This is a genomic window from Arthrobacter monumenti (genome assembly GCF_054511255.1).
In genome coordinates, this window is the sequence record NZ_JBTNCY010000007.1 from 48,649 (window position 1) to 73,607 (window position 24,959).

Consider the following 24,959-nt stretch of genomic DNA (forward strand, 5'->3'; position numbering starts at 1 on the left):
GATGAGATACCCACTCCTTACGTTAGTAGACGCACATCACATATTCACCCATCCACAGAAATTTGTTGGCCAATTTCCACTTCCTGATCAGTTCGCGCAGGTTCCACCGGCAGTTCTGCCTGGCCGGGACCCTTTGGTGGCTGAGTAGCTGCGACGACGACGGCGCCGAGAACCGTGGCACCGCCCTCCCGCAGAGCGCGCTCCGCTTCTGACAGGGTGGCCCCAGTAGTCAGCACATCGTCCACGATCAGGCAATCGAACTGCCCGGGCTGCGGGCCAGGCCCCCGTTTCCACCTGTGCCTCAGGCGCATCGTGTTCCGTACGTTGCTCCTCCGGGCCGCGGCCCCGAGTCCCTTCTGGGAGCCGAACCGGTGCGCGAGAGCCCGGGAGACATCTTGTTGCCAGGACAGGCCTTCCCCGGCACGTGTTCCTCGTGCCGCAGTGCCGAGCAGGCGCCACCAGAACGGAGGAACAGTCAAGGCACGGGCGCAGACGGCCGACGCAGGCAGCATCGCCTGTCTGTCGAGCCTTCGCAGCAGTGAATACACCGGCTCGTAGCCGCGCCGCCGTCGTGCCCCTCCCGTACTGGGTATGGGAACGAGCAGCACCTCCCGGTTGCCGCTGCTGGAAAGTTCATCAACGGCCAGGTGCAGGGCTCCCCCAAGGACGGTACCCAGTACCGGTCGAAGATCGGTGTGTCCGCGGTTCTTGTAGGCCAGCAGCGTCGAGGACAGTTCGCGGCGATACACCCCTGCGGCCAGTACTGGAAGTGGCCTGTCCGGAGCAATTTCCGGCAGTGACTCTGCCGACTCTTCGGCGCGGAAGGGGCGAACCGTCCCCTTCCGTAGGAGCTTGCGGCAGGGCTTGCAGAGCGATGTATCAGGAGTGCTGCAAACTACACATTCGGTCGGGAACAGCAGAGACCAGAATTCCAGCCACGCCACTGCCAGAGGAACTGCTCCCTTCTTGAACCGGCTTCCCTGCCGGCCGTGGCTTTCGCTCTGCATAAGTCCATGGTGGCCCGGTAATTCCGGTATGTCAGCAGGGTCAGTGACGACTGTGGATAACCCACGCCAACCCGCAGCGGCGTCAGACTATCCCGCAAACGAGGGGTCTTTGACGTCCTCGGTCTGCTCTGACCAGGTGGTCCCGACCTGGAGGAAGATCGCATCGTCCGTCTGTCCGTAAATCTGCTGGTCCCCATTGCCGGCACTGATGTGTGTCATGCCTTCCAGGCCTGCAAGGACGGTGGACGCTCCGGGACGGAGGATCTCGGCCTGCACCTCCTCTGTGCCGGATGCCTTCATGACGACGACACTCGTTTCATCCACCCAGGCGCCGCGGTCCACCGGGACCGTTTTCTGCAGCTGCAGCGGCACAGTAAGCTCGGTCGGCACGCCTTGTTCGTTGCGGACGACGCCGGAAATCATGACCAGGGATTCGTCGCCGTCTTTGGTAATCACCATGGCACGGGCACCGTCCCGGGAGATCTTCAGGTCTGTCACTGTCCCTTCCAGCCACGACGCTTCCACTGAAGCCACCTGACCGGGATTCCGTCCGGCATTGATGGAAAATATCTTTCCCGAGTCGTCGCCGTGGGCAGTCCAAAGCCAGCCGTACGGATCGAACGACGGCTCGGTCAGCCGCTTCCCTGCCAGTACCTGGTTCACTCCGATTCCCGGGGCTGTGATGAACATTTGGCTGCGGTCGCCGTTCAAGAAGGCGAACAGCCGCTCGTTATAGGAAATGGCGGGGTCACGCGGCGAAAGGTCGGATGTCGGGACGAGATCCCCCGCCGGCAAGACCTCCAGGCCCTCATACAGGGCGAGTTCCTCGTCCTCAACAATCACCTGCACGGTTGGAACCTGCGGATCCATCACCGGCGACACCCGGTCGGAGTCCTCCGGCAGATCCACTTCGCGCTGCCCCACGGTCATTTCGACGGAACTGACATTGTTAAGCTGCAGGAGCATCATTTCAAGCTGCTTCTGCATCCGTTGCCGTTGCAGCAGCGATGCTCCCTCGGTGGCGCCGGGGGTGAGGTCGACAAGAGCCACCCCGGAGTCGACGGCGACCGATGGGCTGGCCAGCGTCGTACCGTCGTTAAAGGCGCTGATGACGGCGCCCTTCAGATATGGGGCAGGCCCATTGAGCATGACCCGGACCAACGAGGCGGGCACGGAGGGGCCAAGGGCAAACCACCTGACATCCGGCACCGCGTACCTGTAATTCGGACTGTAGAAATACAGGTTGTGCGGGTCGAAAACCTCGGCGAACTCGGACGTGGACATCATGATCCCGTCCGGCGCCTCGGAAATCCTCCATTCCCCGCTGGGCAGCTCGGTCAGGGAATATTCGACCGTGTCCGTTCCGCTTTCCGACACCGGACGGGAAATACCTTCCGCGTCGACAGTGCGGACCAGGTCCAGCGTCACCGAGAAGGTGTTCTCGGTGGCACCCTCGACGATGTTCGGGATGCCCCGGTAGACCAGGGTGCGGACATCAGGACGCCAGGAGTCGGCGATCCCCGGGGCGAGGAACTGGCGCGCCGTCCGGTAGTTGTTCTCGGTGCCCGTGCCGGCATTGATAAAACCGTCCACGATGGCCTCGGGCGAATCGCCCTCCTGGGGGCCCATCGGGCTGAATCCCACCGAGCTCTCGTTCTCGTCGTTGAGCAGATCTTCACTCACCTGCACCGGGCCGGTGGAAGGAATGGCTGAGCATCCGGACAGCAATAGAACGACGGCGAGACAGGCCGACATCAGCACACGCATCCGGGACAACGTCCGCGCGGCGCCGGCGGCTGCCCGCCGCAGACCGAACGCGCCTGTTCGACCGGTCCGGGCCGGGGAGGCCGCTGGATTAGGTCTTGACTTCGTCACTGGTCTCCTTCACTACAGAGTTGAGGGACGCCAACGAGCTGGGCGAGACGTCATTGTTCCCGTCGTCCAGAAAATCCGCAGGCGGAAGCGGAATTGGTGAATGTTCGACGACGCCGTCACGGTTCCGCGGCAACGTCAGCCGGAAGCAGGAGCCCTTGCCTTCACGGCCGGAGGCCTGCAGCCAGCCGCCGTGCAATCGTGCGTCTTCGGTGGCGATAGACAATCCCAGGCCGCTGCCTCCGGTGGTCCTTGCCCGGGCAGGATCGGCACGCCAGAACCGGTCGAAGACACGTGATGCATCAAGGGCGCTCATGCCGATTCCATGGTCTCGCACTGCCACGGCAACACTCTCATCGTCGGCCTCGACCAGCACCTCGATCGGCTGACCCTCGCCGTGCTCCAGCGCATTCAGGAGAAGGTTCCGCAGAATCCGGTCGATGCGCCGCGGATCCATGTCAACCACGCAACGCTCCATTGACGACGCAATCCGCACCTCGGAACCGGATTTGTCCGCCAACGGCTGGGCGCCTTCGATGACATGCCGGATCACGCTGAAAATGTCCGTGGACTCCGACTCCAGCACAGCAGCACCGGCGTCGAACCTGGAAATCTCGAGAAGGTCTGCCAACAGGGCCTGGAAGCGTTCAACCTGAACGTACAACAGCTCTGCCGAACGCTGATTGACCGGGTCGAAGTCGCGGCGGGCCTCGTACAGCACTTCGGCCGCCATCCGCACAGTGGTCAACGGTGTGCGCAGTTCATGCGAGACGTCGGACACGAACCGCTGCTGCATGTGCGAGAGCTGCGCCAGCTGGGTAATTTGCTGCTGCAGGTTGTCCGCCATGTGGTTGAAGGACGCGCCCAGACGGGCCACTTCGTCCTCGCCGCGCACTTCCATTCGTTCCTGAAGCTCACCGGCCGCCAGCTTTTCGGAAACGTCCGCCGCATGGCCCACCGGCCCGACGACGGCGCGGGTGACGAACCACGCAATCGTTCCGACCAGCAGCAGCAACACGCTTCCGGCGATCCACAGTGACCGGTGGATGTAGTCGAGCGTCTCCTGTGCCGCTGAGATGTTGTAGATCAGGTAGAGCTCATACTCGTTACCCGGAGGCAGCGTGACCTTGGTTCCCACGGCGATAGCGGGCACGGTTTCATTGTCGATAATGACGGACAACGGCCGGTAATACAGCCTGTCTTCCGTGCTTTCGGCTATAGCTGTGCGCAGATCCTCTGGAATGTCGGTCGCCTCGAATGCCGCCCCCGCCGTGCGTGCACCGATCCAGAGCTGTTCCGGATCCCCATTGATGACAGGAGTGAGCAGCACGCCACGCTCTGAACCCTCAAACGAACCCTGAAGCTGGACAAGCGCTTCCAAAACCACTTCGGTGGTGGTGGCCTGGTCGCTGCCGATTGCGCCGTCGAAAATGCTTTCCGCAGTGGTGAAACCGCGGCGCGATTCGTCCAGCGCGGTGTTCAGCCGTTCCTGGTACAGCCCCTGCGCAATCTGGCCGGACAGGAATGCTCCCACGCCGACGAAGGCCATCGCGGTGAGCAGCACAGTGGCCACGACAGTCCGGAACTGCAGCGAGCGGTGCCATTGCCGCGACGTGTGCCGGCGGAGGCCGCGGAGCCGTGCCCGGGACGCCGCGAGGGCACCACGAAAGCGCTGAAGCCGCGGCGGTTCAGCGGAAATGCCCGTATTGCTTTGGCTCATGCACCAGACCTCTCACGGACATTCTACCGGCACCATATGCTTCAAATGCCGTGAAGCGGGCGCGCCTGACTAACCTTGGCCGGCCTTGTATCCGACGCCGCGTACGGTAAGGACGACCTCGGGTGCTTCCGGGTCGCGTTCGATCTTGGACCGAAGCCGCTGCACGTGCACATTCACCAGTCGGGTGTCCGCCGCATGCCGGTATCCCCATACCTGCTCCAGGAGCAACTCCCGGGTGAAGACCTGCCACGGCTTCCGTGCCAAAGCGACCAGAAGGTCAAACTCCAGCGGGGTGAGCGAAATGCGCTCGTCGCCCCGGTGGACGACGTGACCTGCCACGTCGATAACGACGTCGGCAATCCGCAGTGTCTCAGGCGCCTTCTGATCACCGGGCCGGAGGCGGGCACGCACGCGGGCCACGAGTTCGGCCGGTTTGAACGGCTTGGGCACATAGTCGTCGGCACCGGCCTCAAGGCCGCGGACGACGTCGGAGGTGTCGGTCTTGGCGGTCAGCATGACGATGGGGACGTCGGACTCGGCGCGGATTTTGCGGCAGACCTCTATCCCGTCGACTCCGGGCAGCATCAGATCCAGCAGCACCAGATCCGGTTTCGAGTTGTTAAATACACTGATAGCCTCATTGCCGTCAGCGCAAAAAACCGGCTCAAACCCGTCATTTCGCAGCACGATACCGATCATCTCGGCCAGCGCTTCATCATCGTCTACGACCAGAATGCGTCCCTTCATAAGGAACATGTTGTCACTATTGAGCATCGATTGTCGCCTCAGGACACGGTTTGACCCTTACAGTACTCCCAAAAGCCGCTCAATTGTTGAAAAATTCCGGGCGTCTGCAAGGGGGTCCAGGCCGCTTCCTATGAAGTGTCGGCAGGAAACTATAGGCTGATACTGATCAGCGCAGGACCGCGACTGGGGCTTGTCAGCGTTGGAGAAACGGGGAGAACGTTAATGAGTAACGGCCCACACCACCCACCCGGCCAGGGAGGCCAGCCACAGTGGGGTCAGCAGCCACAGCCGGGACAGCAACAACCCGGCCAGCAGCCACAGTGGGGACAACAGCCATCAGTGGGCCAGCAACCATATCCGGGTCAGCAGCCACAGCGGGGTCAGCAACCCGGCCAGCAACCGCAGTGGGGGCAACAGCCGCAGTGGGGCAGGTCTGGCCCTAACGGCGGATTTCCCGGCTACGTCGCCCCTCCGAAACCCGGCATCATCCCGCTAAGGCCACTCGGGCTCGGAGAGATTCTCGACGGCGCTTTCCAGGCCACGCGGAAGAACGCCAAGGCGATGTTTGGATCGGCGGTCCTTTTCCAACTGGTCATCGTCGTCCTGATGGGACTTACCGCCGCGATATTCTTCGGCCTCGGCGCCGACATCGAATCGTTCATCCAGCCCGACGGACTGCCAACAGCGGCCGGTCTTGGTTTCGGCGCCGGTGCTCTCGGTGCTTTCCTGCTGATCGGACTGCTCGACTCCGCCAGCGTTTTTGTGCTGCAAGGAGTCCTGGTTATTCCGGTGTCGCGGTCCATCCTGAACGAGCAAACCAGTTTCAAGGACATGTGGGCCCGCGCGAGGGGCCGTATCTGGCCCCTCGTTGGTCTCGCCTTGGTTGTGCTCCTGGCCACCATCGCGGTCCTCATTGCCACCGTCGTGCTGGGCGTGGTCCTGGTCAGCGTCGCGGATCTGTCAGGTTGGATCGTCGTGCCGTTGGTGCTCGCGATGATTGCCGCCGGCATCTGGGCTGGCATCAAAATCGTGCTGGCTCCTGCAGCACTCGTTCTTGAGAACATCGGCATCTTTGCCTCCATCCGGCGTTCCTGGATCCTGGTGAAGCGCAATTGGTGGCGCACTTTCGGCATCGTCGCGCTCACCGTCATCATCGTGGGAATCGTCACCTCTGTCGTCACCGTTCCGCTGGAATTCCTTATCAGCTTCATCGGCGCCGGCACGATGGAAACGTCGTCGACGGAGGATGTCATCTTTATGACCGTGATAACCACCCTCATTTCCGCGCTCATTTCGACGCTGTTTGCCGCCATTGGCTACGCTTTCCAAGCGGGCGTGACGGCGCTGCTCTATGTTGACCTTCGGATGCGGCACGAGGGCTTCGACGTCGTCCTCATGAAGGAGGCGGAACAGCTGGCCGGTTCCTCCGGTCCTGGGCCCTCCGCGCTGCCCAACCAGGGACCCGACCAGGGACGGGGCATCTGACTTCCGACATGGAGCATTCCGCCGCACTTGCCATGGCTGGAAAGCCTGGATCCGTCAACATGCCCCTGGACGTTCCGGTGCTGCCCGACGGCGAGGAAGCCCGCCAGCTGGCTCTGGACGAGTTGGCCAAAACGGTCTATCAGGAGGCCAAGCCCTCACTTTTTGACCGGATCGTGGCCGCCGTCATCGACTGGCTTGGGACTTTCTTCGAAGGACTGGAGGGAGTCAATGCCAACCTCGGGATCGCCGTTATCGTGGTCGCTGTGGGGGTGCTGATCGGCTTGGCCATCTGGATCATCAAGCCCCGCCTGAACCCCGCCAAGGCAAAGGATGGTGAGGTGTTCGACGCCGAAACACAGTTGACGTCCGAGCAGCACCGCAGTGCGGCACGGGCAGCTGCCGGAAAGGACGCCTTCAGTGCCGCGGTCGCTGAGCAGTTCCGCGCCATCGTCAGAGCCGCCGAAGAGCGGGCGGTCATTGACCCGCAACCGGGCCGCACTGCCGAGGAAGTAGCGTCACGGCTATGCACGGCGTTTCCGTCCTTGGCACCCCAGTTGCGCGATGCCGGTTCAACTTTCAATGGCGTCCGCTATGGCAACAATCCGGCAGATCAGGCACTTTTCGAAGGCCTGGTGCGGCTGGACTCACAACTGCTGGAGACCCGCCCGGTATACCTCGGTGCCGCGGCTGAAACCGTGGCCCCACGATGAGCGGGATCGACGTCCGCGAGCGCGGCGGCGATGAAAAGACTGGTCCTCCACAGGCAGCAACTGCTCCATCCGAGTTCACCGCCGGCGGAAGCACTGGACAGACCTTGGCTGCGCTGTTCCGCAAATGGAAGTTCTGGATCCTCATCGTTGCGGCGACCGTCGTCGTGCTGGTGGTGAGCTTTATTCTTTCCTCAGGTGGCAGCGACCGGGGAGTCCTCTCCCCCGGTAATCCGGCGCCCAATGGAGCTATGGCCGCGGCGCAAATCCTGGAAGAGCAGGGTGTCGAGGTAATACCGACGGAGACGCTGTCCGGAACGATCGATGCCTTGCGTGGACCCATTCCAGGGGAGACCACCCTGCTGATCCATGACCGGCTCCAGCTCTTGATGGACAAGCAACTCGCACGGCTCTCGGAAACGCAAGCGACGGTCGTGCTGGTGGAGCCGCCCCTTCCGGCACTGGAGAGTTTCGCTCCCGAAATCAACTCAGCGGGGGTCGTCCCGACGCCGGAGGACGGGGATTCGCCCGCTACGTTGAAGCCCCGGTGCTCCCTCGGTGCCCCTGAGGCCGCTGGCCCCATCAGCCGTGGTGGGTCGGCCTACCGCGGCGGGCAGATGTGCTATTTCGTCCAGAATGAACAGGCCGGAGCATCTGCGTCTTATGTGCAGTCGGAGGACGGCAGGGTGACCGTGATCGGCAATCCGGCCATCATGAGCAACGCCGCACTGCCTCAATATGGCAACGCTGCCCTGACACTGCGGACACTGGGCGCGAACCCGACGCTGATCTGGTACCAACCGTCCCTGACCGACATCGCTTTCGACGACGCCGCTCCCTCCGTCGGCGAGTTGGTTCCGCCCTGGGTGAACTTGACGATGGTGTGGCTGTTCATCGTGGCGCTACTGGGAATCATCTGGAAGTCACGCCGGACCGGTCCACTCGTCGTCGAGCCACTGCCGGTCACCGCCAAGGCCGCGGAAACCGCCGAGGGCAGGGCAAGGTTATACCAGGATTCACGGGCGTTCCGCCGCGCCGCTGACAATCTCAGGGCAGGAACACTGACCCGCCTTGCCACCCATTTCAGGCTGGGCTCCGGAGCAGACGCGGAAGCCGTTGCGCGGGCCGCTTCGGAAGCGAGTACGCTGCCGGAGTCCGACGTCGGCAGGATTTTGCTGCGGGAACAGCCGGACAGCGATGCCGGCCTGCTTCACTGGGCACAGGAATTGGAAACGTTAGAGAAAGAGGTAACAGCCAGATGAGTGCGCAGCATCCCGACGCTCAGCAATACCCCGCCCAGCAGTACCCGCCTGCCCAGGAAACCGGACCGGCGGGTGATGGGGCGCCGTCACAGCAGCCGGACAACGACCCGGTGCGGAATGCGCTGCTGGATGTGCGCGCCGAAGTCGCCAAGGCCGTCGTCGGGCAGGAACCAACGGTGACTGGACTGCTGATTGCCCTGCTGACACGCGGCCATGTGCTGCTCGAAGGTGTCCCCGGCGTGGCAAAGACCCTGCTCGTGCGCACTTTGTCCGCGGCCCTGAGCCTGGATACCAAGCGGGTGCAGTTCACGCCGGACCTGATGCCCGGCGACGTCACCGGATCGCTCGTTTATGACACGCATACCTCCGAGTTCTCCTTCCGGGAAGGTCCCGTCTTCACCAACATCCTGCTCGCGGACGAAATCAACCGCACGCCGCCCAAAACCCAGGCGTCGCTGCTGGAGGCCATGGAGGAGCACCAGATTTCGGTCGACGGCGTGTCCCGCCAGCTGCCGTCCCCGTTCATCGTCGCCGCAACCCAGAACCCGGTGGAATATGAAGGCACCTACCCCCTTCCGGAGGCGCAGCTGGACCGGTTCCTGCTGAAGCTGACGATGCCGCTGCCCGGACGCGAGGACGAGATCGAGGTGGTCCGCCGGCACAGCGTCGGGTTTGACCCCCGTGACCTCACGGCTGCGGGCGTGCGGCCGGTGGCTTCCGCCGAGGACCTCGAAAACGCCCGTGCCGCCGTCGCCGCCGTCACTATTTCTCCCGAGGTGCTCGGCTACATCGTGGACATCGTCCGGGCCACCCGGGCGGCGCCGTCGTTCCAGCTTGGTGTTTCCCCGCGTGGCGCTACGGCGCTGTTGAAAACCGCACGGGCGTGGGCGTGGCTGTCCGGACGCGGCTATGTCACTCCCGACGACGTGAAGGTGCTGACCATGCCGGCCCTCCGCCACCGTGTGGCGCTGCGTCCGGAAGCGCAGATGGACGGAGTCGACGTCGATGACGTTCTGGGGAGCATTTTGGCCACCGTTCCCGTTCCCCGCTAGGACCAAACATGGCGATTACCGGACGGCTGGTGCTCGTGGCGCTGCTGGGCGTGCCCACAGTGGTGTTGTTTCCGCACTGGTTGACGATTTTGGCCTGGATCGGGCTGCTGATCCTGCTGGCCGGCGGCGACATGGCCTTCGCCGCATCCGTGCGGAAGGTGGGTCTGACCCGCCAATTGCCGGACAGCGTCCGGCTGAGTGAAAACTGCGTCAGCACGCTGACCGTGGCCAATCACGGTACCCGCCGCCTGCGCGGCCTTGTCCGTGACGGCTGGCAACCCTCCGCCGGGGCACGGAATCCCAGCCAGGTCCTGGACATTCCCCCGGGAGAACGACGGCGGATGGACGTTTCGCTGCATCCTGAGCGCAGGGGCGATCTCGCCGCGAAACATGTGACGGTTAGAACCTATGGTCCACTTGGCCTGGCCGCACGCCAGTTGACCGTTCCCGCACCGGGACGGCTGCGGGTGCTGCCGCCATTCCATTCCAAACGCCACCTTCCATCCAAGCTGCGCCGCCTCCGTGAGCTGGACGGCCGTGCCGCCGTCCAGATCCGCGGTGCGGGAACCGAGTTCGATTCGCTGCGGGACTATGTCCGCGGTGACGATGTCCGCTCCATCGACTGGCGTGCCACCGCCCGGCGGCAGGCCGTCGTCGTCCGCACCTGGCGCCCCGAACGCGACCGGCGGGTGGTAATCGTGCTGGACACCTCGCGTGCTTCAGCTGCGCGGATCGAGGATGAGCCACGGCTGGACACCGGCATAGAAGCGGCGCTGCTGCTGGCGGTACTCGCTGAACGCGGCGGCGACCGCGTCGATTTCCTCGCCTACGACAGGCGTGTCCGGGCCAGGGTCGAATCAGCGTCCAAAGGCGTCCTGCTGCACCATCTCGTGCAGGCCATGGCGCCGCTTGATGCCGAGCTGATCGAAGCCGACTGGTCCCAGATCCCCTCACAGATCAACGCCATTTCCCCGCACCGCTCGCTGGTCGTGCTGCTGACCTCCCTCGACTCCGGCGCCGCCGAAGAAGGACTGCTCCCTGTCATGAGCCACCTGACCACCAAACACACCGTCGTGGTGGCGTCGGTCAGTGATCCGCTGTTGAGCCGGATGCGGGAAGAACGGACGACGGCGGCAGAGACTTACCGTGCCGCGGCGGCTGAACGGGCGATTCTCGACCGCGACGCGATCACAGAGCAGCTTAAGCAGTTGGGTGCGGAAGTGGTGGATGCGGAGCCGCACGAACTTCCCTCCGCGCTGGCCGACCGCTACATCCGGCTCAAAGCGACCGGACGGCTGTAGTGTCGGTGAGCATGTTCGACTATGCGAAAACCGCCCAGCGGATGCCTTGGGCGCACCTGCCCGCCGAGGTCCGCCGGCGCCTCACCGGGGAGCTCGGCGTCCCGGTGGAAGACGTCGCACTGGCAGGCGGCGGGTTTACCCACGGTTTTGCCGCCGTCCTCAGTGGGTCGGACCGGAGTATTTTCGCCAAGGCGGCACCGGCGTCGGATGCTTTCATCTATCCCGCCTATCTGCGCGAGGCCGCCGTACTGGACGTGCTCCCCGAAGGGTTGCCGGTCCCCCGGCTTATCGCCGCGGAGAGTGTCGAGGTAGGTGCCGGCCAGGTCGAAGGCCGTCGGATGGAAGATCCAGGTCCGGATACCTGGCAGGTGATGTGTTTCGAAGCGGTCCACGGCTACATGCCCGGCGCTCCCTGGACTGAGGCCGATCTGGACGCGGTCCATCAGAGCCTGGTCACCGTCCAGTCTGGCTTGGCCGGGCTTCCACCCGAATTCACCGGCGGTTCCATGGCGGAGGCGTTCGGGGAGGACACTTCCATTAGCGGTGTCTTCGCCGCGCTGGAGCGGTCGGGCACGGCGCCGTCGTTCATCCCCCGGTTGAGTCCTGCCCAGCTGGGCGAGTTGCAGGAGCTGAGCGATTTCAGTTCGGAGGCCCTGGCTGGAGACGCGGTGCTGCACAACGATCTGCGGGCAGACAACATCATCATCCGCAAGCCTGGCCCGGAGGCGCTCTTCTGCGACTGGAACTTCCTCTCCACCGGCCCGGAGTGGGCAGATTGGGTCGGACTGCTGCTCTACCTCCGGCCGCATGGTATCGACGCCGGATCCTGGCTGCAGCGCTCACCGCTGTCCGCTGGCGCCGACCCTGACCGTGTCGACTCATGGCTCGCCATCCTGGGCGCCTACATGATCCATCAGGGCTCCAAACCGGATATGCCCACCAGCCCGCAGCTCAGGCCGCACGGGCGGTACACCGCCAGCCTGGTCCTCGAGTGGCTGGCCGAACGGCGTGGTTGGCGGTTATGAGGTCGGTCTACCAGCAGGTTCTCGGATCCAGCTACAGCAAACTCCAGCCTCAACTGCGGGACTATTTCTCGCTGGCCGTTGGCAGCGGCAGTTATGGGTTGGGCACCGGCGTGTTCGACGTCGTCGGATGCCCCATGCCCTGGCTTCGTCCGGCGCTGGCTCCGGCAGCCGCGGAGAACACCTTCTTTCCCGAATTCGGCCGCGGTGTGCCGTTCACGATTGAGAACCATGCGCACCTTGATCCCTTCGGCCGGCAGACGTTGACCGCGCTCCGCACAGTGGATTTCGGCAGCCGGAGCCGCGTCTTCGAAGACTCAACGGTCTTTGACCGGCAGCACGGGCTGCTCGACTACGTCGGCCGGAACCGCCGCCTGGCCACTGCTATGAGCCTCGGCGTGACCGCCGCCGGGCATTTGCGTATCGAATCTTCCGCGACCCGGATCCTGGCCGGGCCGCTGCGGGTTGCGTTGCCTGCCTTTCTCGATGCGAAGGCATACACCGAGCAGTGGTGGGACGACGAAACAGGCAGGTTCCAGGTGCAGACGAAAGTGATCCAGCCTCAGGCCGGCGCCGTCTTCGTCTACGCCGGCAGCTTCGATTACACCCTTGTGCCGGCCGAAGCAGCGTTGCCGGGACGGGCACGTCCGGTGCGCTGGGAGAGCCGGGCCTGAACGCCGACCGGCTATCCGGCCGCGGTTTGATTCAGCGCATCTGCTGCCTGGGTCAGCCGGGTCAGGGTCCGCTTGGCGTCCCTCGGTGCACAGCGGGACAAAGCGGACGACGGCGTCAGCCGCACCTGCTGCAGCTGGTGCAGAGGCAGCCCCACCCGGCCCCAGGGAGTCAGTACCTCCTCGACCAGGGCACTGACCTCCGGCAGAGTCCCACCGCCGTCGGGCGTCGCCGTTACCCCTGCCCAGAGCTTGCGGCCCGATTCGACGGCGGCAGCGATGTCCTCCCACTGACGTGGAGAAAGAGCGTCCAGGGAGAGGCCAACCGCGTCAAGGCCGGCTTCATCCAGCTTTTCCAACGGCAGTCCGGCCGCCGGAGCGGAGACAGCCACTTCAACCGCGCCGGCATCCCGGGCGGCCCCGGCAATGGAGCGCCAACCGGAAAGAACTTCCTGCTCGGGCACCGACCGAAGGGTGCGATAACCGCTGGCGGTGGGAATCCCGCCAGTGAGCACGCGCTCGATCTCCGGCTCATCAAACTGGATCACGAGATCCGCCCCGCGGGACACTTCGGCCACCTTGCCAATATGCGCCACCAGCCCGGCAGTCAGTGACTCGAGGATCTCACGCCGCGCACCGGCGTCGGACAATGCCCGCTCACCATGATGAAGATGCAGGTTTGCCGCCATCGACCATGGTCCCCGGAGCTGCAGCTTCAGCTGGCCCCCGGCGGTCTCCTCCGCCCCGATGATGTCGGCCAAGGTGTTGACATCCGTATTAAGCATCGAAACCGCCCGGCGGTGGTCCTGACCACGCCGGGGAACCAGCCGCCAGCCGTGCGGCTGCACATCCACAGGGAGCTCGACCAGCAGGGCCGCGGTGCGTCCGACGGCGTCCGCGCCAACGCCGCGGTCCGGCAGTTGCGGCAGGAAGGGCAAATGCGGCGAACCGAGCTCACCTCGTATCACCCGCATCGCTTCGGCCGGATCGGTACCGGGCCAGGAGCCCAGCGCCGTGGCTGTGAGTTGGCCCGCCTGGCTCATTCGCCGTTGCCGGAGGCGGAAATAGCCTGATGGTGGCGGATGACCTCCGAGATGATGAAGTTCAGGAACTTCTCCGCAAACGCAGGATCGAGTTGCGCCTCCTCGGCCAGGGCCCGCAGTCGCGAGATTTGTGCTGCTTCCCGGTCCGGATCCGCCGGTGGAAGTTTGTGTTCGGCCTTGAGGACGCCGACCCGTTGAGTGGCCTTAAACCGCTCCGCAAGCAGGTAGACCAGGGTCGCATCGATGTTGTCGATACTGCCCCGGACGGCCAGCAGTTCCGCCATCACGTTGGGGTCAACTTCTCCGGCCAACGAGCTGGCCTCCGGATCATAGCCGCGGCTGGGATGAGTCATCCCTCCAGTTAAGCAGATGGGCCGGGACCCGCGGCAAATATGTCGCGGATCCCGGCCTCAAAGTCTTCCGCCGGCAGGTGTAACCCGGCGGGCTCTCACCCAGGTGATGACCGGCGTCGGCGTGCTTTGGTTAACTGCTGAACATGGCCCGGTGCGCCTCGCGCCGTTCGGCCTGCAGCGCAGGGTCCGGCACCGGCAGCGAAGCGACCAGCCGCTGGGTGTACGGATGCCGGGGATCGCTCATGATCTGGTTTCCGATCCCCTCCTCCACGAACTCGCCCCGCAGCAGCACGCCTACACGGTGTGCCAGCATGTCGACGACGGCAAGGTCATGGCTGATGAACAGGGCCGCAAAACCGAACTCGGCCTGGATTTCCTTGAACAGTTCAAGCACCTTCGCCTGCACGGAGACATCCAGGGCGCTGGTCGGTTCGTCGGCCACCAGCAGCTTCGGATTCAACGACAGCGCGCGGGCCAGGCTGGCACGCTGACGCTGCCCGCCCGAGAGCTCATGCGGATACCTGTCGATAAAGTGCGCCGGCAGCTGGACGGCATCCATCAACTCCAGGACGCGTTTGCGGATATCCCGGGCCGAGCGCTTCTCATGGATCGCGACCGGTTCGGCCACACACTCACCGATCGTCAGATGCGGGTTGAAGGACGCGGCCGGGTCCTGGAAAACAAACCCGATGTCCTTGCGCAGCGGTTTGAAAGTCCGTTCCTTGAACCCGACCATTTCGTAGTCGAAGACCTTCAGGCTTCCACCGGTGGCGCGGTTGAGCCCGGCGATGCAGCGGCCGATGGTGGTCTTGCCCGAACCGGACTCCCCCACCAGGCCATAGACTTCGCCGGCGGAGATCTGGAAACTGACCCGGTCCACCGCTTTGAAGGCTGGCTGGCCAAGGCGGCCGGGATATTCGATCTCCAGGTTCTTCGCCTGGACCAGCACCTCACCGAACTTCGGCGGGCTCGCCGCGAACCCTGCCGACGCCGAATTCCTGCCCAGGTGTGGCACGGCGGCCAGCAGCTTCTTCGTGTAGTCCTGCTGCGGGTTGGCAAACAGCGCCGTGGCATCTGCTTCTTCGACGACATCGCCTTGGTACATCACGACGACGCGGTCCGCCAGGTCCGCGACGACACCCATATTGTGCGTGATCAGCACAATGGAGACGCCGTATTGGTCCCGCAGGTCGCGCAGCAGCTGCAGGATTTCGGCCTGCACCGTGACGTCCAGGGCGGTCGACGGTTCGTCGGCGACGATCAGTCCGGGATTCAGCGCCAACGCGGCGGCAATCACCACACGCTGCTTCTGCCCACCGGAGAACTGGTGCGGATAGTAGTCCACCCGGTGCTCGGGATCGGGAATTCCGACCTTGGTCAGTGCCTCGATGGCCCTGGCGCGGGCTTCCTTCTTCGAGACCTTTCCGTGCGCTCGGATGCCCTCGGAGATCTGCCAGCCGACCGTAAACACCGGGTTCAGCGCTGTCGACGGCTCCTGGAAGACCATCGCCACGTCCTTGCCCCGGATCTGCCGCATTTTCTGCGCCGAAACGGAGATGACGTCGTTGCCATTGAGTACGACCGCCCCGGAACTGACCGCCGTTTCGGGCAGCAGTCCCAGGATGGTTTTGGCCGTAACGGTCTTGCCCGAACCCGATTCGCCCACGATGGCGACGACCTCGCCGGAACCAACATCGAGACTGACGTCCTTGACTGCCGGCACATCGCCACCATCAGTGGCGAAGGTTACCTTCAGATGGTCGATGGACAGTACGGGGTTTCCCAGGTTTGAGGGAGTTGCAATCTGCGTCATTTCGTTGCCTCCACTCCGGTTCCATCAATGTCGGCGGCGGTGGGCACCGTCTCGACCGTGGTCCTGCCCTCCTGCGTCCGGGTCTTGCCGGCCCGTTTGCGGCCGCGCAGCCTCGGGTCATTCAGGTCGTTCATACTTTCTCCTACCAACGTCAGCCCGAGAACGGTCAGCACAATGGCGAGACCGGGGAACAATCCGGTCCACCAGATGCCGCTCGATGCGTCGGCCAATGCCCGGTTCAGGTCATAGCCCCACTCGGCGGCGGACGTCGGTTCAATACCGAAGCCGAGGAAGCCCAGCCCCGCGAGGGTCAGGATGGCTTCCGACGCATTCAACGTGAAGATCAATGGCAGCGTCCTGGTCGCGTTGCGGAAGACGTGCCGGCTCATGATCCGGATATTCGATGCGCCTACAACCTTGGCCGACTCGACGAAGGGCTCGGCCTTAAGCCGGAGTGTTTCGGCCCTGGTCACGCGGAAGTACTGCGGAACGAACACCACGGTCAGGGCGATACCCGCCGCCATGATGCCGCCGAACAGGTTGGACTGTCCGCCGCTGATGACAATGGACATCACAATGGCCAGCAGCAGTGCGGGGAACGCATAGATCGCATCCGCCACCACCACCAGCACCCGGTCGATCCAGCCACCGAGGTAGCCGGAGATCAAACCCAGGATGATGCCGGCGAAAATCGAGAGGACGACGGCGACAACGATCACCAGTGCCGCCGTCGGAGCTCCCCAAATCACCCGGGAAAAGACGTCGTAACCGCCAACCGTCGTGCCCCAGAGATGATCGGGCGACGGCGGCATCTGGGCCCCGAACCTGCCAGACTCGTCCGAGGACTGGGCAAACCCATAAGGAGCAATCAATGGGGCAAAGATTGCTGTCAAGACGAAGATCCCTGAGAGCACGAGACCGATGACCAGCATCGTCCGCTGCAGTCCGACGCTCTTGCGCAGATGGGAAATCACCGGCAACCGCGACCACTTGGATTCTTTATTCATACCCGCCATGATCAGTACCTCACTCTCGGGTCAATCAGCGCGGCGATAATGTCGACCAGGAAGTTCGTAAAGGCGACGATCACGGCCAGCAGCATCACGATTCCCTGCACCGCAACAAAGTCGCGGGCAGTCAGGTACTCGGCCAGTTTGAAGCCCAGTCCGGGCCAGCCGAAAGTGGTCTCCGTCAGCACGGCGCCGCCGACGAGGAGCGCCATCTGCAGTCCCATCACGGTAATGATCGGGATCAACGCCGGTTTGTAGGCGTGCTTGGTGACCAGCCGGTATTCGCTGACTCCGCGGGAACGGCCCGCTTCGACGAAGTCCGACCCGAGGGTGCCAATCACGTTGGTCCGGACCAGCCGGAGGAACACGCCTGCGGTCAGCAGACCCAGCGCAATAGCAGGCAGGATTGCATGCTCGAGCACGTCGAGGGCGATGGTGAGGTTTCCGGCGCGGAGGGCGTCGAGGAGGTAAATGCCTGTCGGCGCCCGCAGCCCCTCCAGCTCGGCCAGATAATTGGTCCGCCCTGCCACCGGCAGCCAGTCAAGCCAAACCGAGAAAACGAGCTTCAGCAGCAGCCCCGCGAAGAAGACGGGCGTTGCATAAAAGAGGATGGCGGAGAAACGCAGAACGGCGTCCGGGCCGCGGTCACGCTTGTAGGCGGCGAGCATGCCGAACGGGATGCCGATGATGAAGGCGACAATCAGTGCGTAAAACGCCAGTTCCAGCGTCGCCGTACCGTAGTTGACCAGCAACGACGTCACCTCGGTATTATCCGAAAGAGTCGTTCCAAAGTCCCCGCGGAGGATGTTGCCCAGGTATTCGAAGTACTGGACGATGACGGGCCGGTCGTAACCGGCCTCTTCAATCCGCGCCTGAAGCGCGTCCGGTGGAAGCCGGCCCGCCAGTGCCGCCGTAATGGGATCGCCTGTGATCCGCATCAGGAAGAACACCATGGTTACGAGAATGAAAATTGTGGGGAAGATCAGCAGAAACCTGATAAGGATGTATTTGCCGAGCCCCAGACCTTGTTTCTTGGGCTTCTTCTCCGGTTCCTGCGCGGTAGCGCCCTCCGGAGTGTCGATCATTGATGTCATAACTACCTAGCTTGATATGCAGGCCGGTCGTTCCGGCCTCCGGTAACACAGCAGTAAGTGGGCGGGACGGCCATTGGCACGCCCCGCCCACTCGAGACCGGTTTACTACTTGGAGATAACTCCCAAACGGAACTTGTACGAAGCGTCCAGGGTGTCCTGTACGCCCTTGACGTCCTTACCCGCCACGGCAAGGCTGGAGCCCTGCAGCAACGGCAGCGTGGAGAGATCCTTCGCAACCTCTGTCTGGATTTCGCCAATGAGGTCCAGGCGCTCCTGCTTGTCCGTCGTCGTCCGCTGTTCAGCAATCAGTGAAGCGACTTCCTCGTCCTCGTAGTGATTGGCGAGGAAGTTACCTGGTGCGAAGAACGGGCTCAGGTAGTTGTCTGCATCCGAATAGTCCGGGAACCATCCCAGCTGGTACATCGGGTAGACATCGTTGGTGCGGTCCTTGGAGTACTGCACCCACTCGGTGGACTGCAGGTTGACGTTGAACAGACCATCCTGCTCCAGCTGCGACTTGACCATGGCGTACTCGTCACCCGAGGACGGGCCGTAGTGGTCACCGTTGTACTGGATGTTGATGGAAACCGGAGTATCGATGCCGGCCTCCTCCAGGGTGGACTTGGCACGCTCCAGGTCGGGGCCGCCGCTGCCGTCGCCGTACATTTCCTTCAGCGGTTCGATGGCGCCGGGCAGACCGGACGGAACGTAGGAGTACGCGGGCTCGTAAGTACCCTTGTAGACCTGCTCGGCGATTGCCTCACGGTCGAGCGCATGCGCCATGGCCTGGCGGACTGCCAGTGACTTGTCCTCGTCCGGGTTCTCCGTTTCGGCGCCGAACGGCATCGTGTTGAAGTTGAAGACGATGTACCGGAGCTCGCCGCCGGGCCCCTTGAGGACCTTGACGTTGTCGTCGCCTTCGAGGTCCGCGACGTCAGTCGAGGAGAGGCTGCGGTAGGCGACGTCGATATTGCCCTGCTGGACATCCAGCTTCAGGTTGTTCGAGCTGGTGTAGTACTTCATTTCGACGTTATCCGTCTTCGGATCGCCAAGCAGTCCCTCGTAGCCCTCGTAAGCGCTGTAGGCGATCAGCTCGTTCTTGCTGTACGTGTCGATGGAGTACTGGCCGGCGAATGCCTTGCCGTCCACGATTTCCTGATCCGAAGTGACCTCATCGGCCGAGAAGACTTCCTCGTCAACGATCGGTCCTGCCGGGCTGGTCAAGACCTCCGGGAAGGTCTGGTCGTTGCCGGCCTTGAGGTTGAACACCACGGTCGTCGGGTCCGGCGCGTCGACACTCTCGAGGTTGCCGAGCAGGGCAGAGGGCCCGCTCGCGTCGGCAATTCCAACCATCCGGTCGAAGCTGAACTTCACGTCAGAGGAGGTCAGGTCGTTGCCGTTGGCCCATTTCAGGCCTTCCTTCAGCTTGACCGTGTATTCCTTTGGCGATGTAAATTCGGCGGAAGTTGCAATGCTCGGTTCAGGGTCGGCGCTTCCGGGCTTGGAGTTAAGCAGGAACGGGTAGATCTGCGTCATCACGACGAAGGAACCATTGTCGTAAGCGCCGGCCGGGTCGAGGGATGTCACCTTGTCGGTGGTGCCCACAACGATCTTCTCGCCGGCGGCTTCTTCGCCGCCGCCTTCGGTCGCTGGACCCGTGCACGCAGTGAGTGCGAGCGCACTCAGAGCGGCAGCGGCCACGGCAGAGCGCAGCCCTTTTTTCATCTTAGCCATCTGGGAACTTTCTTGTTCGATGATTATCGAGGTGGGCGCATGTGACTGCCCACACTTAATGATGCATTGTTTCTATCATCAGAAAGTCCAAAAGGCCCAGTGAGAGCTCAGTTGAGACCGGAATTTAATCTAGGTAACGAAAACTTGAAGGCCGCATCGACCGTCTGCGCGGCCCGGTGGCAGGCCCGTTGCGGCAGCTCACGACGCTGTTCTCAGTGGAGCTGCGACCCGCTCGCGGCCGGGACGAGGTCTGGACGTTCCAGTGAGCGCGCAGTGTCGATGGTCGCCTGACCCAGCACGCGGGTCCCCTGGTAGATCACCACGGTTTGCCCCGGTGCGACTCCCCGCATTGGCTCGATCAGGGTGACAACCAGCTCCTCGCGGCCATCGCCGGTGAGCTCGACGTGCGCCTTGGCGTCCACCGGGTCGCCATGGGCGCGGACCTGGGCCATGCAGTCGAATTCCGCCGACATTCGCGTTCCAGCCTCCGCGAGCGCAGCAGCCTCGGCCGGCGGCAGTCCGCACCAGGAAACTTTGATACCGCGCATCTGGTCGATATTCAACATCCGCTCGGGGCCGACCACGACTTCGTTCTCCTTGGGCCGGACCTCCAGGACAAACCGCGGCTTGCCGTCCGACGCCGGGGTGCCCAGCTTCAGCCCACGGCGCTGGCCGACGGTAAACGCGTTCGCTCCCTCATGGGAACCGACCTTGGAGCCGGTTTCGTCGACGACGTCGCCGTCGCGCATTTCAATCTGCTCGGCCAGCCAGCCGCGGGTATCACCGTCGGGAATGAAGCAGATGTCGTGGCTGTCCGGCTTCTTCGCCACCGACAGTCCGCGCTGCTCCGCCTCGGCCCGGACCTCGGCCTTCGTCGGGGTTTCGGCCAGTGGGAACATGGAATGCCGCAGCTGCTCGTGGGTCAGTACGCCGAGCACGTAGGACTGGTCTTTCGCCCAGTCGGCCGCCCGGTGCAGCTCCCGGTTGCCGTCGGCGTCCTCGATCACCTTGGCGTAGTGGCCGGTGCAGACGGCGTCGAAGCCGAGCGCGATCGCCTTCTCCAGCAGGGCCGCAAACTTGATCCGCTCATTGCAGCGCATGCATGGATTCGGCGTGCGGCCGGCTGCATATTCGGCGATGAAATCGTCGACGACGTCCTCCTTGAACCGCTCGGAGAAGTCCCATACGTAGTACGGAATTCCGAGGATGTCGCAGGCGCGCCAGGCGTCCCGGGAGTCCTCGATGGTGCAGCAGCCCCGGCTGCCTGTCCGCAGGGTGCCGGGCATCCGGGAGAGCGCCAGGTGGACACCGACGACGTCGTGCCCGGCATCGACTGCCCGCGCTGCGGCGACGGCGGAATCGACTCCGCCACTCATGGCTGCTAAAACTCGCATTTGATGTATCTCCCTGGAACCGCGCTGGTTCCGTGTTGTGTGTATGTCGTCCGCGGCCGGGCTTGGCGTTCGTCCGGCCGGTTCAAATCCTGGTGCTTATCTGGTTCCGGCGGTTTGGATTGAGGAGGCATGACCGGCCATACCCGCCTGTTTGGCCCGGGAATACGCTTCCGGCAGGGCCGTCAGCAAGGCATCCACGTCTGCCTCGGTGGAGGTGTGTCCGAGCGTGAAACGCTGCGCTCCCCGGGCTGTGTCTTCGTCCAGGCCCATCGCCAGCAGGACATGGGAAGGGCGCGGCACCCCGGCGGTACAAGCCGAGCCGGTGGATGATTCGACTCCCGCGGCGTCGAGCAGGAAGAGCAGCGAATCGCCTTCGCAGCCCGGAAAGGTGAAATGGGCGTTGCCCGGCAGCCTCCTGCCCGTGTTCTCCGGATCCGCGGGCCCACGCAGCTGTGCTTCAGGCGCCACCCGTGAGACGCCGTCGATCAGGCGCTCCCGCAGCGCTGCGATCCGCGCGGATTCCTGCGGCAAATGTTCGAGGGCGGAAGCCCCCGCGGCGGCAAAGGCCGCGATACCGGCCGTATCCAGGGTGCCGGAACGGACATCGCGTTCCTGTCCGCCTCCGTGGAGCACCGGAGTCAGCTTGACCGACCGCCCCAGCAGCAACGCACCAACACCGACCGGTCCGCCGATCTTGTGTCCGCTGACAGCCATCGAATCCAATCCGGAACCGGCAAAATCCACCGGAACGGAACCGAACGCCTGCACCGCATCAGAGTGCACCGGAACGCCATGCGCGTGAGCCAGCTTGACGACGTCGGCAATGGGCTGGATGGTCCCGACCTCATTGTTCGCCCACATCACCGTGACCAGGGCAATGCGTGGCTGCTCCAGCGCGGCATCAGCCTCCAGCTCCGAGCGCAGCGCCTCGAGCGAAACGGTTCCGGCCGCATCCACCGGCAGCCACACGACGTCGGCCCCTTCATGGCGCTCAAGCCACTCCACGGTGTCCTGGACGGCATGGTGCTCGATGCCCGGAACCAGGATTTTCGTCCGGTTGGGGTCGGCATCCCTGCGCGCCCAGTACAACCCTTTGACGCCGAGATTGTCCGCTTCCGTACCACCCGAGGTGAAAATAACCTCGGAGGGATGGGCACCGGCTGCCGCAGCGAGTGCCTCACGTGAGTCTTCGACGACCCTGCGGGCACGACGACCTGAGCCGTGCAGCGACGACGGGTTGCCGCTACGGCTTAATTCTTCGGTCAGCACGGCCAATGCCTCCGCCACGAGTGGCGTGGTGGCCGCATGATCCAAATACACAGGATCTGATTTCACGGGCACCCCACAATTCTAAAGGCTCAACCCGCTTCCCGCCGATTCTTATCCACAGGCCAGAATGCGGAGCGCGGCCGGTGCTGCCTGCACCGTGACCGGCAGCGGACCGATCCGCTCGCCGTCCGCATACGCAACGATGCCCGGGGCGTCCAGCTCCACGGCGGAAACCCGCTGGATCCGCACGGCGGGATGCCCCACATGGCGGCCGGAAAACACCTTCGGAAATACCGCCAGGAACCGCAGCCGGGACAACGGCGACACAACCAACAAATCCAGCTCGCCGTCGTCGTACCTGGCCTCCGGGGCGATCTTCATACCACCGCCCATCGACTGGCCGTTGGCCACCGAAATCAGCACTGCAGCGAGTTCCTTTGTCCTGCCATTGACGGTTACCGAGTAGGAGCGCGGCCTGAAAGTGGCGAGTTCGCGCAGAATTGCGCCGTTGTAACGGCTTCGCCCCTTGGGCCAGGACCAGGTGTTCGCCCGTTCATTGACGACCGCGTCGAAACCTGCCGACAGAACCGGGATCTCGGCCTGGTGCACTGCGCCGGCACCTCGAGTTACTTCGCGGCGAGGTAGCGCGGCGGAGCAGCCAGCGCAGACAGCAAGTGCTCGACGGCCGGCTTCCGGGTTTTTGCGCGGCAGCCCAAGCGTGCGGGCCACATCATTTCCCGTTCCGGATGCGACGATGCCGAGCGGGATACTGCTCCCTGCCAGGACGTTAGCCCCGAGATGGACCATGCCGTCGCCGCCCACCACCACGAGGGCGTCCACGCCTGCTGACACCTCGCGGGCAACGGCGCGCTCCAGTGACTGATAGTCCTTCTCCTGAAGCGCCGCCACGGAGACTCCCGAGCTCCGCAGCCGGTCCAGCACCCGTCGCCCCACCTGATGCGAGGCACCGAACGCGGCACGGGGATTAATCGCGACGGCGATGTGCTGCTGAGGGAGGGCGCTGGTCATGGCACCTGATTATGGCAGGCCCGGTCCGGCGTACCGGGAACAGGTCATTACACTGGTCGGGTGTTCCGCATCCTCTTTTACACCCCCGAGATCCCCGGTAATACCGGTAATGCCATCCGCCTTGCCGCCGTCACTGGCGCCGAGTTGCATCTTGTCAGGCCGCTGGGGTTCGACCTGGACGACACCAAGCTCCGCCGCGCCGGCCTCGACTACCACGATCTCGCCGTCCTGCACGTCCATGACTCCCTGCAGAATGCCTGGACCGCTCTGGCACCGCAGCGTGTCTATGCTTTCACCTCTGATGGCGAACGGTCCTACGCCTCAGTGGAATACCAACCCGGCGACGTGCTGCTCTTCGGTCCCGAATCAGTCGGGCTACCAATTGAAGTGAAACATGATGTGCATGTGACAGCCCGTCTCAGGCTGCCAATGCTTCCGTCGCTCAGGTCGCTCAATCTAGCAAACTCAGCGTCGATTGCCCTCTACGAGGCGTGGCGGCAGAACGATTTCCGGGGGTCCCGGGAGGAATAATCCGGCCTCTGAGGGAGGTGATCCGGCGCACAACCGACACGCACCCATCCGGACCCACCACAGCCGCGAATACCTGTTGAAAGCATTTGGCAGACCGGACAGGGATGAGGTGAGGCGATGACGGCGACGGCCTATGCCGCGCCTGCATCGGAGTTTTCTCCTCTCCGGTCAGCATGGTGGCTACATAATTCTCCTTCCGGGCGCATATGCTTGGAAGTCATGGACACCCCACAGGTCGGCCGGCGGACCAACGACGGCTATCAATCCACGGAGCGCCCTGCCCCAGGGGTATCCGCCGAACGTTCTGAGCTCGTGGAGCTGCTGGCCCGCGTCGGACGGGGCGATCAGGAAGCGTTCGCGCAGCTGTATCGGCTTACTTCCCGCCGGGTTTTCGGCATGGCCAAACGGGTGCTCGTCGATTCCGAGCTCAGCGAGGATGCGACACAGGAGGTCTACTTGCAGGTCTGGAAGGCGGCCGGAAAGTACGATCCGTCGTCGGGCACTCCCCTGGCCTGGTTGATGACCATTGCGCACCGGCGTGCGGTCGACAAGGTCCGCTCTGAGCAGAGCACTTCAGACCGCGAGGCCCGCTACGGAGCCGCCTCCCACGCCGTCGAGCATGACGAAGTGGTGGAAGCGGTGACCGGGCGCATTGAAGCGGAAGCCGTCGTCGACTGCCTCCAGACCTTGACCGAAACGCAGCAGGAATCAGTGGAACTGGCCTACTACGGCGGACTCACCTACCGGGAGGTAGCCGAGAAACTCGAAGTGGCCGTACCAACCATCAAATCCCGGATCCGGGATGGATTACTACGACTAAAAGCCTGTTTGGGGGTGAGTTGA

The 24,959-nt window shown here is 63.7% G+C and carries 22 protein-coding genes; 9 read left to right on the forward strand and 13 right to left on the reverse strand.

What is annotated here, in order from left to right:
* Positions 1–44: 44 nt before the first annotated feature.
* The 4 genes from ACX80B_RS11580 to mtrA all read right to left on the reverse strand — a co-directional run bounded on the left by ACX80B_RS11580 (position 45) and on the right by mtrA (position 5,346).
* A complete protein-coding gene (locus ACX80B_RS11580) occupies positions 45–1,007 on the reverse strand; it encodes a ComF family protein (protein ID WP_459296234.1) in 963 nt (320 codons plus the stop codon).
* 87 nt (positions 1,008–1,094) lie between these two features.
* Positions 1,095–2,882, reverse strand: a complete 1,788-nt coding sequence (locus ACX80B_RS11585) for an LpqB family beta-propeller domain-containing protein (RefSeq protein ID WP_459296236.1) — start codon at positions 2,880–2,882, stop codon at positions 1,095–1,097.
* Positions 2,863–4,599, reverse strand: coding sequence for an MtrAB system histidine kinase MtrB (mtrB, locus tag ACX80B_RS11590; RefSeq protein ID WP_459296238.1), 1,737 nt, complete (start codon positions 4,597–4,599; stop codon positions 2,863–2,865). The genes ACX80B_RS11585 and mtrB overlap by 20 nt, the downstream gene beginning before the upstream one ends.
* Positions 4,600–4,668: 69 nt before the next feature.
* Positions 4,669–5,346: an MtrAB system response regulator MtrA gene (gene mtrA / locus ACX80B_RS11595; protein WP_459296729.1), complete on the reverse strand. Its 678-nt coding sequence runs from the start codon at positions 5,344–5,346 to the stop codon at positions 4,669–4,671.
* A gap of 222 nt (positions 5,347–5,568) precedes the next feature.
* Here mtrA and ACX80B_RS11600 point away from each other — a divergent pair, with 222 nt between their 5' ends.
* From ACX80B_RS11600 to ACX80B_RS11630, 7 genes are read left to right on the forward strand one after another with little or no spacing between them, the layout of a single operon-like run.
* The gene (locus ACX80B_RS11600; RefSeq protein WP_459296240.1) at positions 5,569–6,831 is read left to right on the forward strand and encodes a hypothetical protein; all 1,263 of its coding nucleotides are present in this window, start codon (positions 5,569–5,571) and stop codon (positions 6,829–6,831) included.
* An 8-nt stretch (positions 6,832–6,839) separates the two neighbouring features.
* A complete protein-coding gene (locus ACX80B_RS11605) occupies positions 6,840–7,541 on the forward strand; it encodes a DUF4129 domain-containing protein (RefSeq protein ID WP_459296242.1) in 702 nt (233 codons plus the stop codon).
* Positions 7,538–8,800 carry a DUF4350 domain-containing protein gene (locus ACX80B_RS11610; RefSeq protein ID WP_459296244.1) on the forward strand — a complete coding sequence of 421 codons (1,263 nt, stop codon included), beginning with the start codon at positions 7,538–7,540 and terminating at the stop codon, positions 8,798–8,800. The genes ACX80B_RS11605 and ACX80B_RS11610 overlap by 4 nt, the downstream gene beginning before the upstream one ends.
* The gene (locus ACX80B_RS11615; RefSeq protein WP_459296245.1) at positions 8,797–9,852 is read left to right on the forward strand and encodes an AAA family ATPase; all 1,056 of its coding nucleotides are present in this window, start codon (positions 8,797–8,799) and stop codon (positions 9,850–9,852) included. The genes ACX80B_RS11610 and ACX80B_RS11615 overlap by 4 nt, the downstream gene beginning before the upstream one ends.
* 8 nt (positions 9,853–9,860) lie before the next feature.
* Complete coding sequence (locus tag ACX80B_RS11620; protein WP_459296247.1) at positions 9,861–11,153, forward strand: DUF58 domain-containing protein; 1,293 nt, start codon at positions 9,861–9,863, stop codon at positions 11,151–11,153.
* 11 nt (positions 11,154–11,164) lie between these two features.
* Complete coding sequence (locus ACX80B_RS11625) at positions 11,165–12,178, forward strand: phosphotransferase family protein (protein WP_459296249.1); 1,014 nt, start codon at positions 11,165–11,167, stop codon at positions 12,176–12,178.
* Entirely contained in the window at positions 12,175–12,849 is a 675-nt protein-coding gene (locus tag ACX80B_RS11630) for a DUF4166 domain-containing protein (RefSeq protein ID WP_459296251.1), read from the forward strand. The genes ACX80B_RS11625 and ACX80B_RS11630 overlap by 4 nt, the downstream gene beginning before the upstream one ends.
* Positions 12,850–12,860: 11 nt before the next feature.
* Here the strand turns inward: ACX80B_RS11630 and ACX80B_RS11635 are convergent, their stop codons facing one another.
* From ACX80B_RS11635 to ACX80B_RS11675, 9 genes are all read right to left on the reverse strand, one after another.
* Positions 12,861–13,889 (reverse strand): uroporphyrinogen decarboxylase/cobalamine-independent methonine synthase family protein, encoded by a 1,029-nt coding sequence (locus ACX80B_RS11635; RefSeq protein ID WP_459296253.1) that lies wholly within the window; start codon positions 13,887–13,889, stop codon positions 12,861–12,863.
* Positions 13,886–14,242, reverse strand: coding sequence for a chorismate mutase (locus tag ACX80B_RS11640; RefSeq protein WP_459296255.1), 357 nt, complete (start codon positions 14,240–14,242; stop codon positions 13,886–13,888). The genes ACX80B_RS11635 and ACX80B_RS11640 overlap by 4 nt, the downstream gene beginning before the upstream one ends.
* A 130-nt stretch (positions 14,243–14,372) precedes the next feature.
* On the reverse strand, positions 14,373–16,055 hold the full coding sequence (locus ACX80B_RS11645; protein ID WP_459296257.1) for an ABC transporter ATP-binding protein: 1,683 nt from the start codon (positions 16,053–16,055) through the stop codon (positions 14,373–14,375).
* The gene (locus ACX80B_RS11650; protein WP_459296259.1) at positions 16,052–17,062 is read right to left on the reverse strand and encodes an ABC transporter permease; all 1,011 of its coding nucleotides are present in this window, start codon (positions 17,060–17,062) and stop codon (positions 16,052–16,054) included. The genes ACX80B_RS11645 and ACX80B_RS11650 overlap by 4 nt, the downstream gene beginning before the upstream one ends.
* Positions 17,063–17,073: 11 nt before the next feature.
* On the reverse strand, positions 17,074–18,159 hold the full coding sequence (locus ACX80B_RS11655) for an ABC transporter permease (RefSeq protein ID WP_459296261.1): 1,086 nt from the start codon (positions 18,157–18,159) through the stop codon (positions 17,074–17,076).
* A gap of 105 nt (positions 18,160–18,264) precedes the next feature.
* Positions 18,265–19,893: an ABC transporter substrate-binding protein gene (locus ACX80B_RS11660; RefSeq protein WP_459296263.1), complete on the reverse strand. Its 1,629-nt coding sequence runs from the start codon at positions 19,891–19,893 to the stop codon at positions 18,265–18,267.
* Positions 19,894–20,105: 212 nt separating this feature from the next.
* Entirely contained in the window at positions 20,106–21,287 is a 1,182-nt protein-coding gene (mnmA, locus tag ACX80B_RS11665; protein WP_459296265.1) for a tRNA 2-thiouridine(34) synthase MnmA, read from the reverse strand.
* A 96-nt stretch (positions 21,288–21,383) separates the two neighbouring features.
* Positions 21,384–22,628: a cysteine desulfurase family protein gene (locus ACX80B_RS11670; protein WP_459296267.1), complete on the reverse strand. Its 1,245-nt coding sequence runs from the start codon at positions 22,626–22,628 to the stop codon at positions 21,384–21,386.
* 39 nt (positions 22,629–22,667) lie between these two features.
* Entirely contained in the window at positions 22,668–23,585 is a 918-nt protein-coding gene (locus ACX80B_RS11675) for a diacylglycerol kinase family protein (RefSeq protein ID WP_459296269.1), read from the reverse strand.
* Between the two features lie 60 nt (positions 23,586–23,645).
* Between ACX80B_RS11675 and ACX80B_RS11680 the strand changes: the two genes are divergently transcribed.
* Positions 23,646–24,116: a tRNA (cytidine(34)-2'-O)-methyltransferase gene (locus ACX80B_RS11680; protein ID WP_459296271.1), complete on the forward strand. Its 471-nt coding sequence runs from the start codon at positions 23,646–23,648 to the stop codon at positions 24,114–24,116.
* Between the two features lie 219 nt (positions 24,117–24,335).
* A complete protein-coding gene (gene sigK, locus ACX80B_RS11685) occupies positions 24,336–24,959 on the forward strand; it encodes an ECF RNA polymerase sigma factor SigK (protein ID WP_459296273.1) in 624 nt (207 codons plus the stop codon).

What these genes read in the sequence shown, in the direction of transcription:
- ACX80B_RS11580 (WP_459296234.1), bottom strand. Translation starts at nt 1,007, where the DNA reads ATGCAGAGCGAAAGCCACGGCCGGCAGGGAAGCCGGTTCAAGAAGGGA.
- mtrB (WP_459296238.1), bottom strand. Translation starts at nt 4,599, where the DNA reads ATGAGCCAAAGCAATACGGGCATTTCCGCTGAACCGCCGCGGCTTCAG.
- mtrA (WP_459296729.1), bottom strand. Translation starts at nt 5,346, where the DNA reads ATGAAGGGACGCATTCTGGTCGTAGACGATGATGAAGCGCTGGCCGAG.
- ACX80B_RS11600 (WP_459296240.1), top strand. Translation starts at nt 5,569, where the DNA reads ATGAGTAACGGCCCACACCACCCACCCGGCCAGGGAGGCCAGCCACAG.
- ACX80B_RS11605 (WP_459296242.1), top strand. Translation starts at nt 6,840, where the DNA reads ATGGAGCATTCCGCCGCACTTGCCATGGCTGGAAAGCCTGGATCCGTC.
- ACX80B_RS11610 (WP_459296244.1), top strand. Translation starts at nt 7,538, where the DNA reads ATGAGCGGGATCGACGTCCGCGAGCGCGGCGGCGATGAAAAGACTGGT.
- ACX80B_RS11615 (WP_459296245.1), top strand. Translation starts at nt 8,797, where the DNA reads ATGAGTGCGCAGCATCCCGACGCTCAGCAATACCCCGCCCAGCAGTAC.
- ACX80B_RS11620 (WP_459296247.1), top strand. Translation starts at nt 9,861, where the DNA reads ATGGCGATTACCGGACGGCTGGTGCTCGTGGCGCTGCTGGGCGTGCCC.
- ACX80B_RS11625 (WP_459296249.1), top strand. Translation starts at nt 11,165, where the DNA reads ATGTTCGACTATGCGAAAACCGCCCAGCGGATGCCTTGGGCGCACCTG.
- ACX80B_RS11630 (WP_459296251.1), top strand. Translation starts at nt 12,175, where the DNA reads ATGAGGTCGGTCTACCAGCAGGTTCTCGGATCCAGCTACAGCAAACTC.
- ACX80B_RS11635 (WP_459296253.1), bottom strand. Translation starts at nt 13,889, where the DNA reads ATGAGCCAGGCGGGCCAACTCACAGCCACGGCGCTGGGCTCCTGGCCC.
- ACX80B_RS11640 (WP_459296255.1), bottom strand. Translation starts at nt 14,242, where the DNA reads ATGACTCATCCCAGCCGCGGCTATGATCCGGAGGCCAGCTCGTTGGCC.
- ACX80B_RS11645 (WP_459296257.1), bottom strand. Translation starts at nt 16,055, where the DNA reads ATGACGCAGATTGCAACTCCCTCAAACCTGGGAAACCCCGTACTGTCC.
- ACX80B_RS11650 (WP_459296259.1), bottom strand. Translation starts at nt 17,062, where the DNA reads ATGAATAAAGAATCCAAGTGGTCGCGGTTGCCGGTGATTTCCCATCTG.
- ACX80B_RS11655 (WP_459296261.1), bottom strand. Translation starts at nt 18,159, where the DNA reads ATGACATCAATGATCGACACTCCGGAGGGCGCTACCGCGCAGGAACCG.
- ACX80B_RS11660 (WP_459296263.1), bottom strand. Translation starts at nt 19,893, where the DNA reads ATGGCTAAGATGAAAAAAGGGCTGCGCTCTGCCGTGGCCGCTGCCGCT.
- mnmA (WP_459296265.1), bottom strand. Translation starts at nt 21,287, where the DNA reads ATGCGAGTTTTAGCAGCCATGAGTGGCGGAGTCGATTCCGCCGTCGCC.
- ACX80B_RS11675 (WP_459296269.1), bottom strand. Translation starts at nt 23,585, where the DNA reads ATGACCAGCGCCCTCCCTCAGCAGCACATCGCCGTCGCGATTAATCCC.
- sigK (WP_459296273.1), top strand. Translation starts at nt 24,336, where the DNA reads ATGGACACCCCACAGGTCGGCCGGCGGACCAACGACGGCTATCAATCC.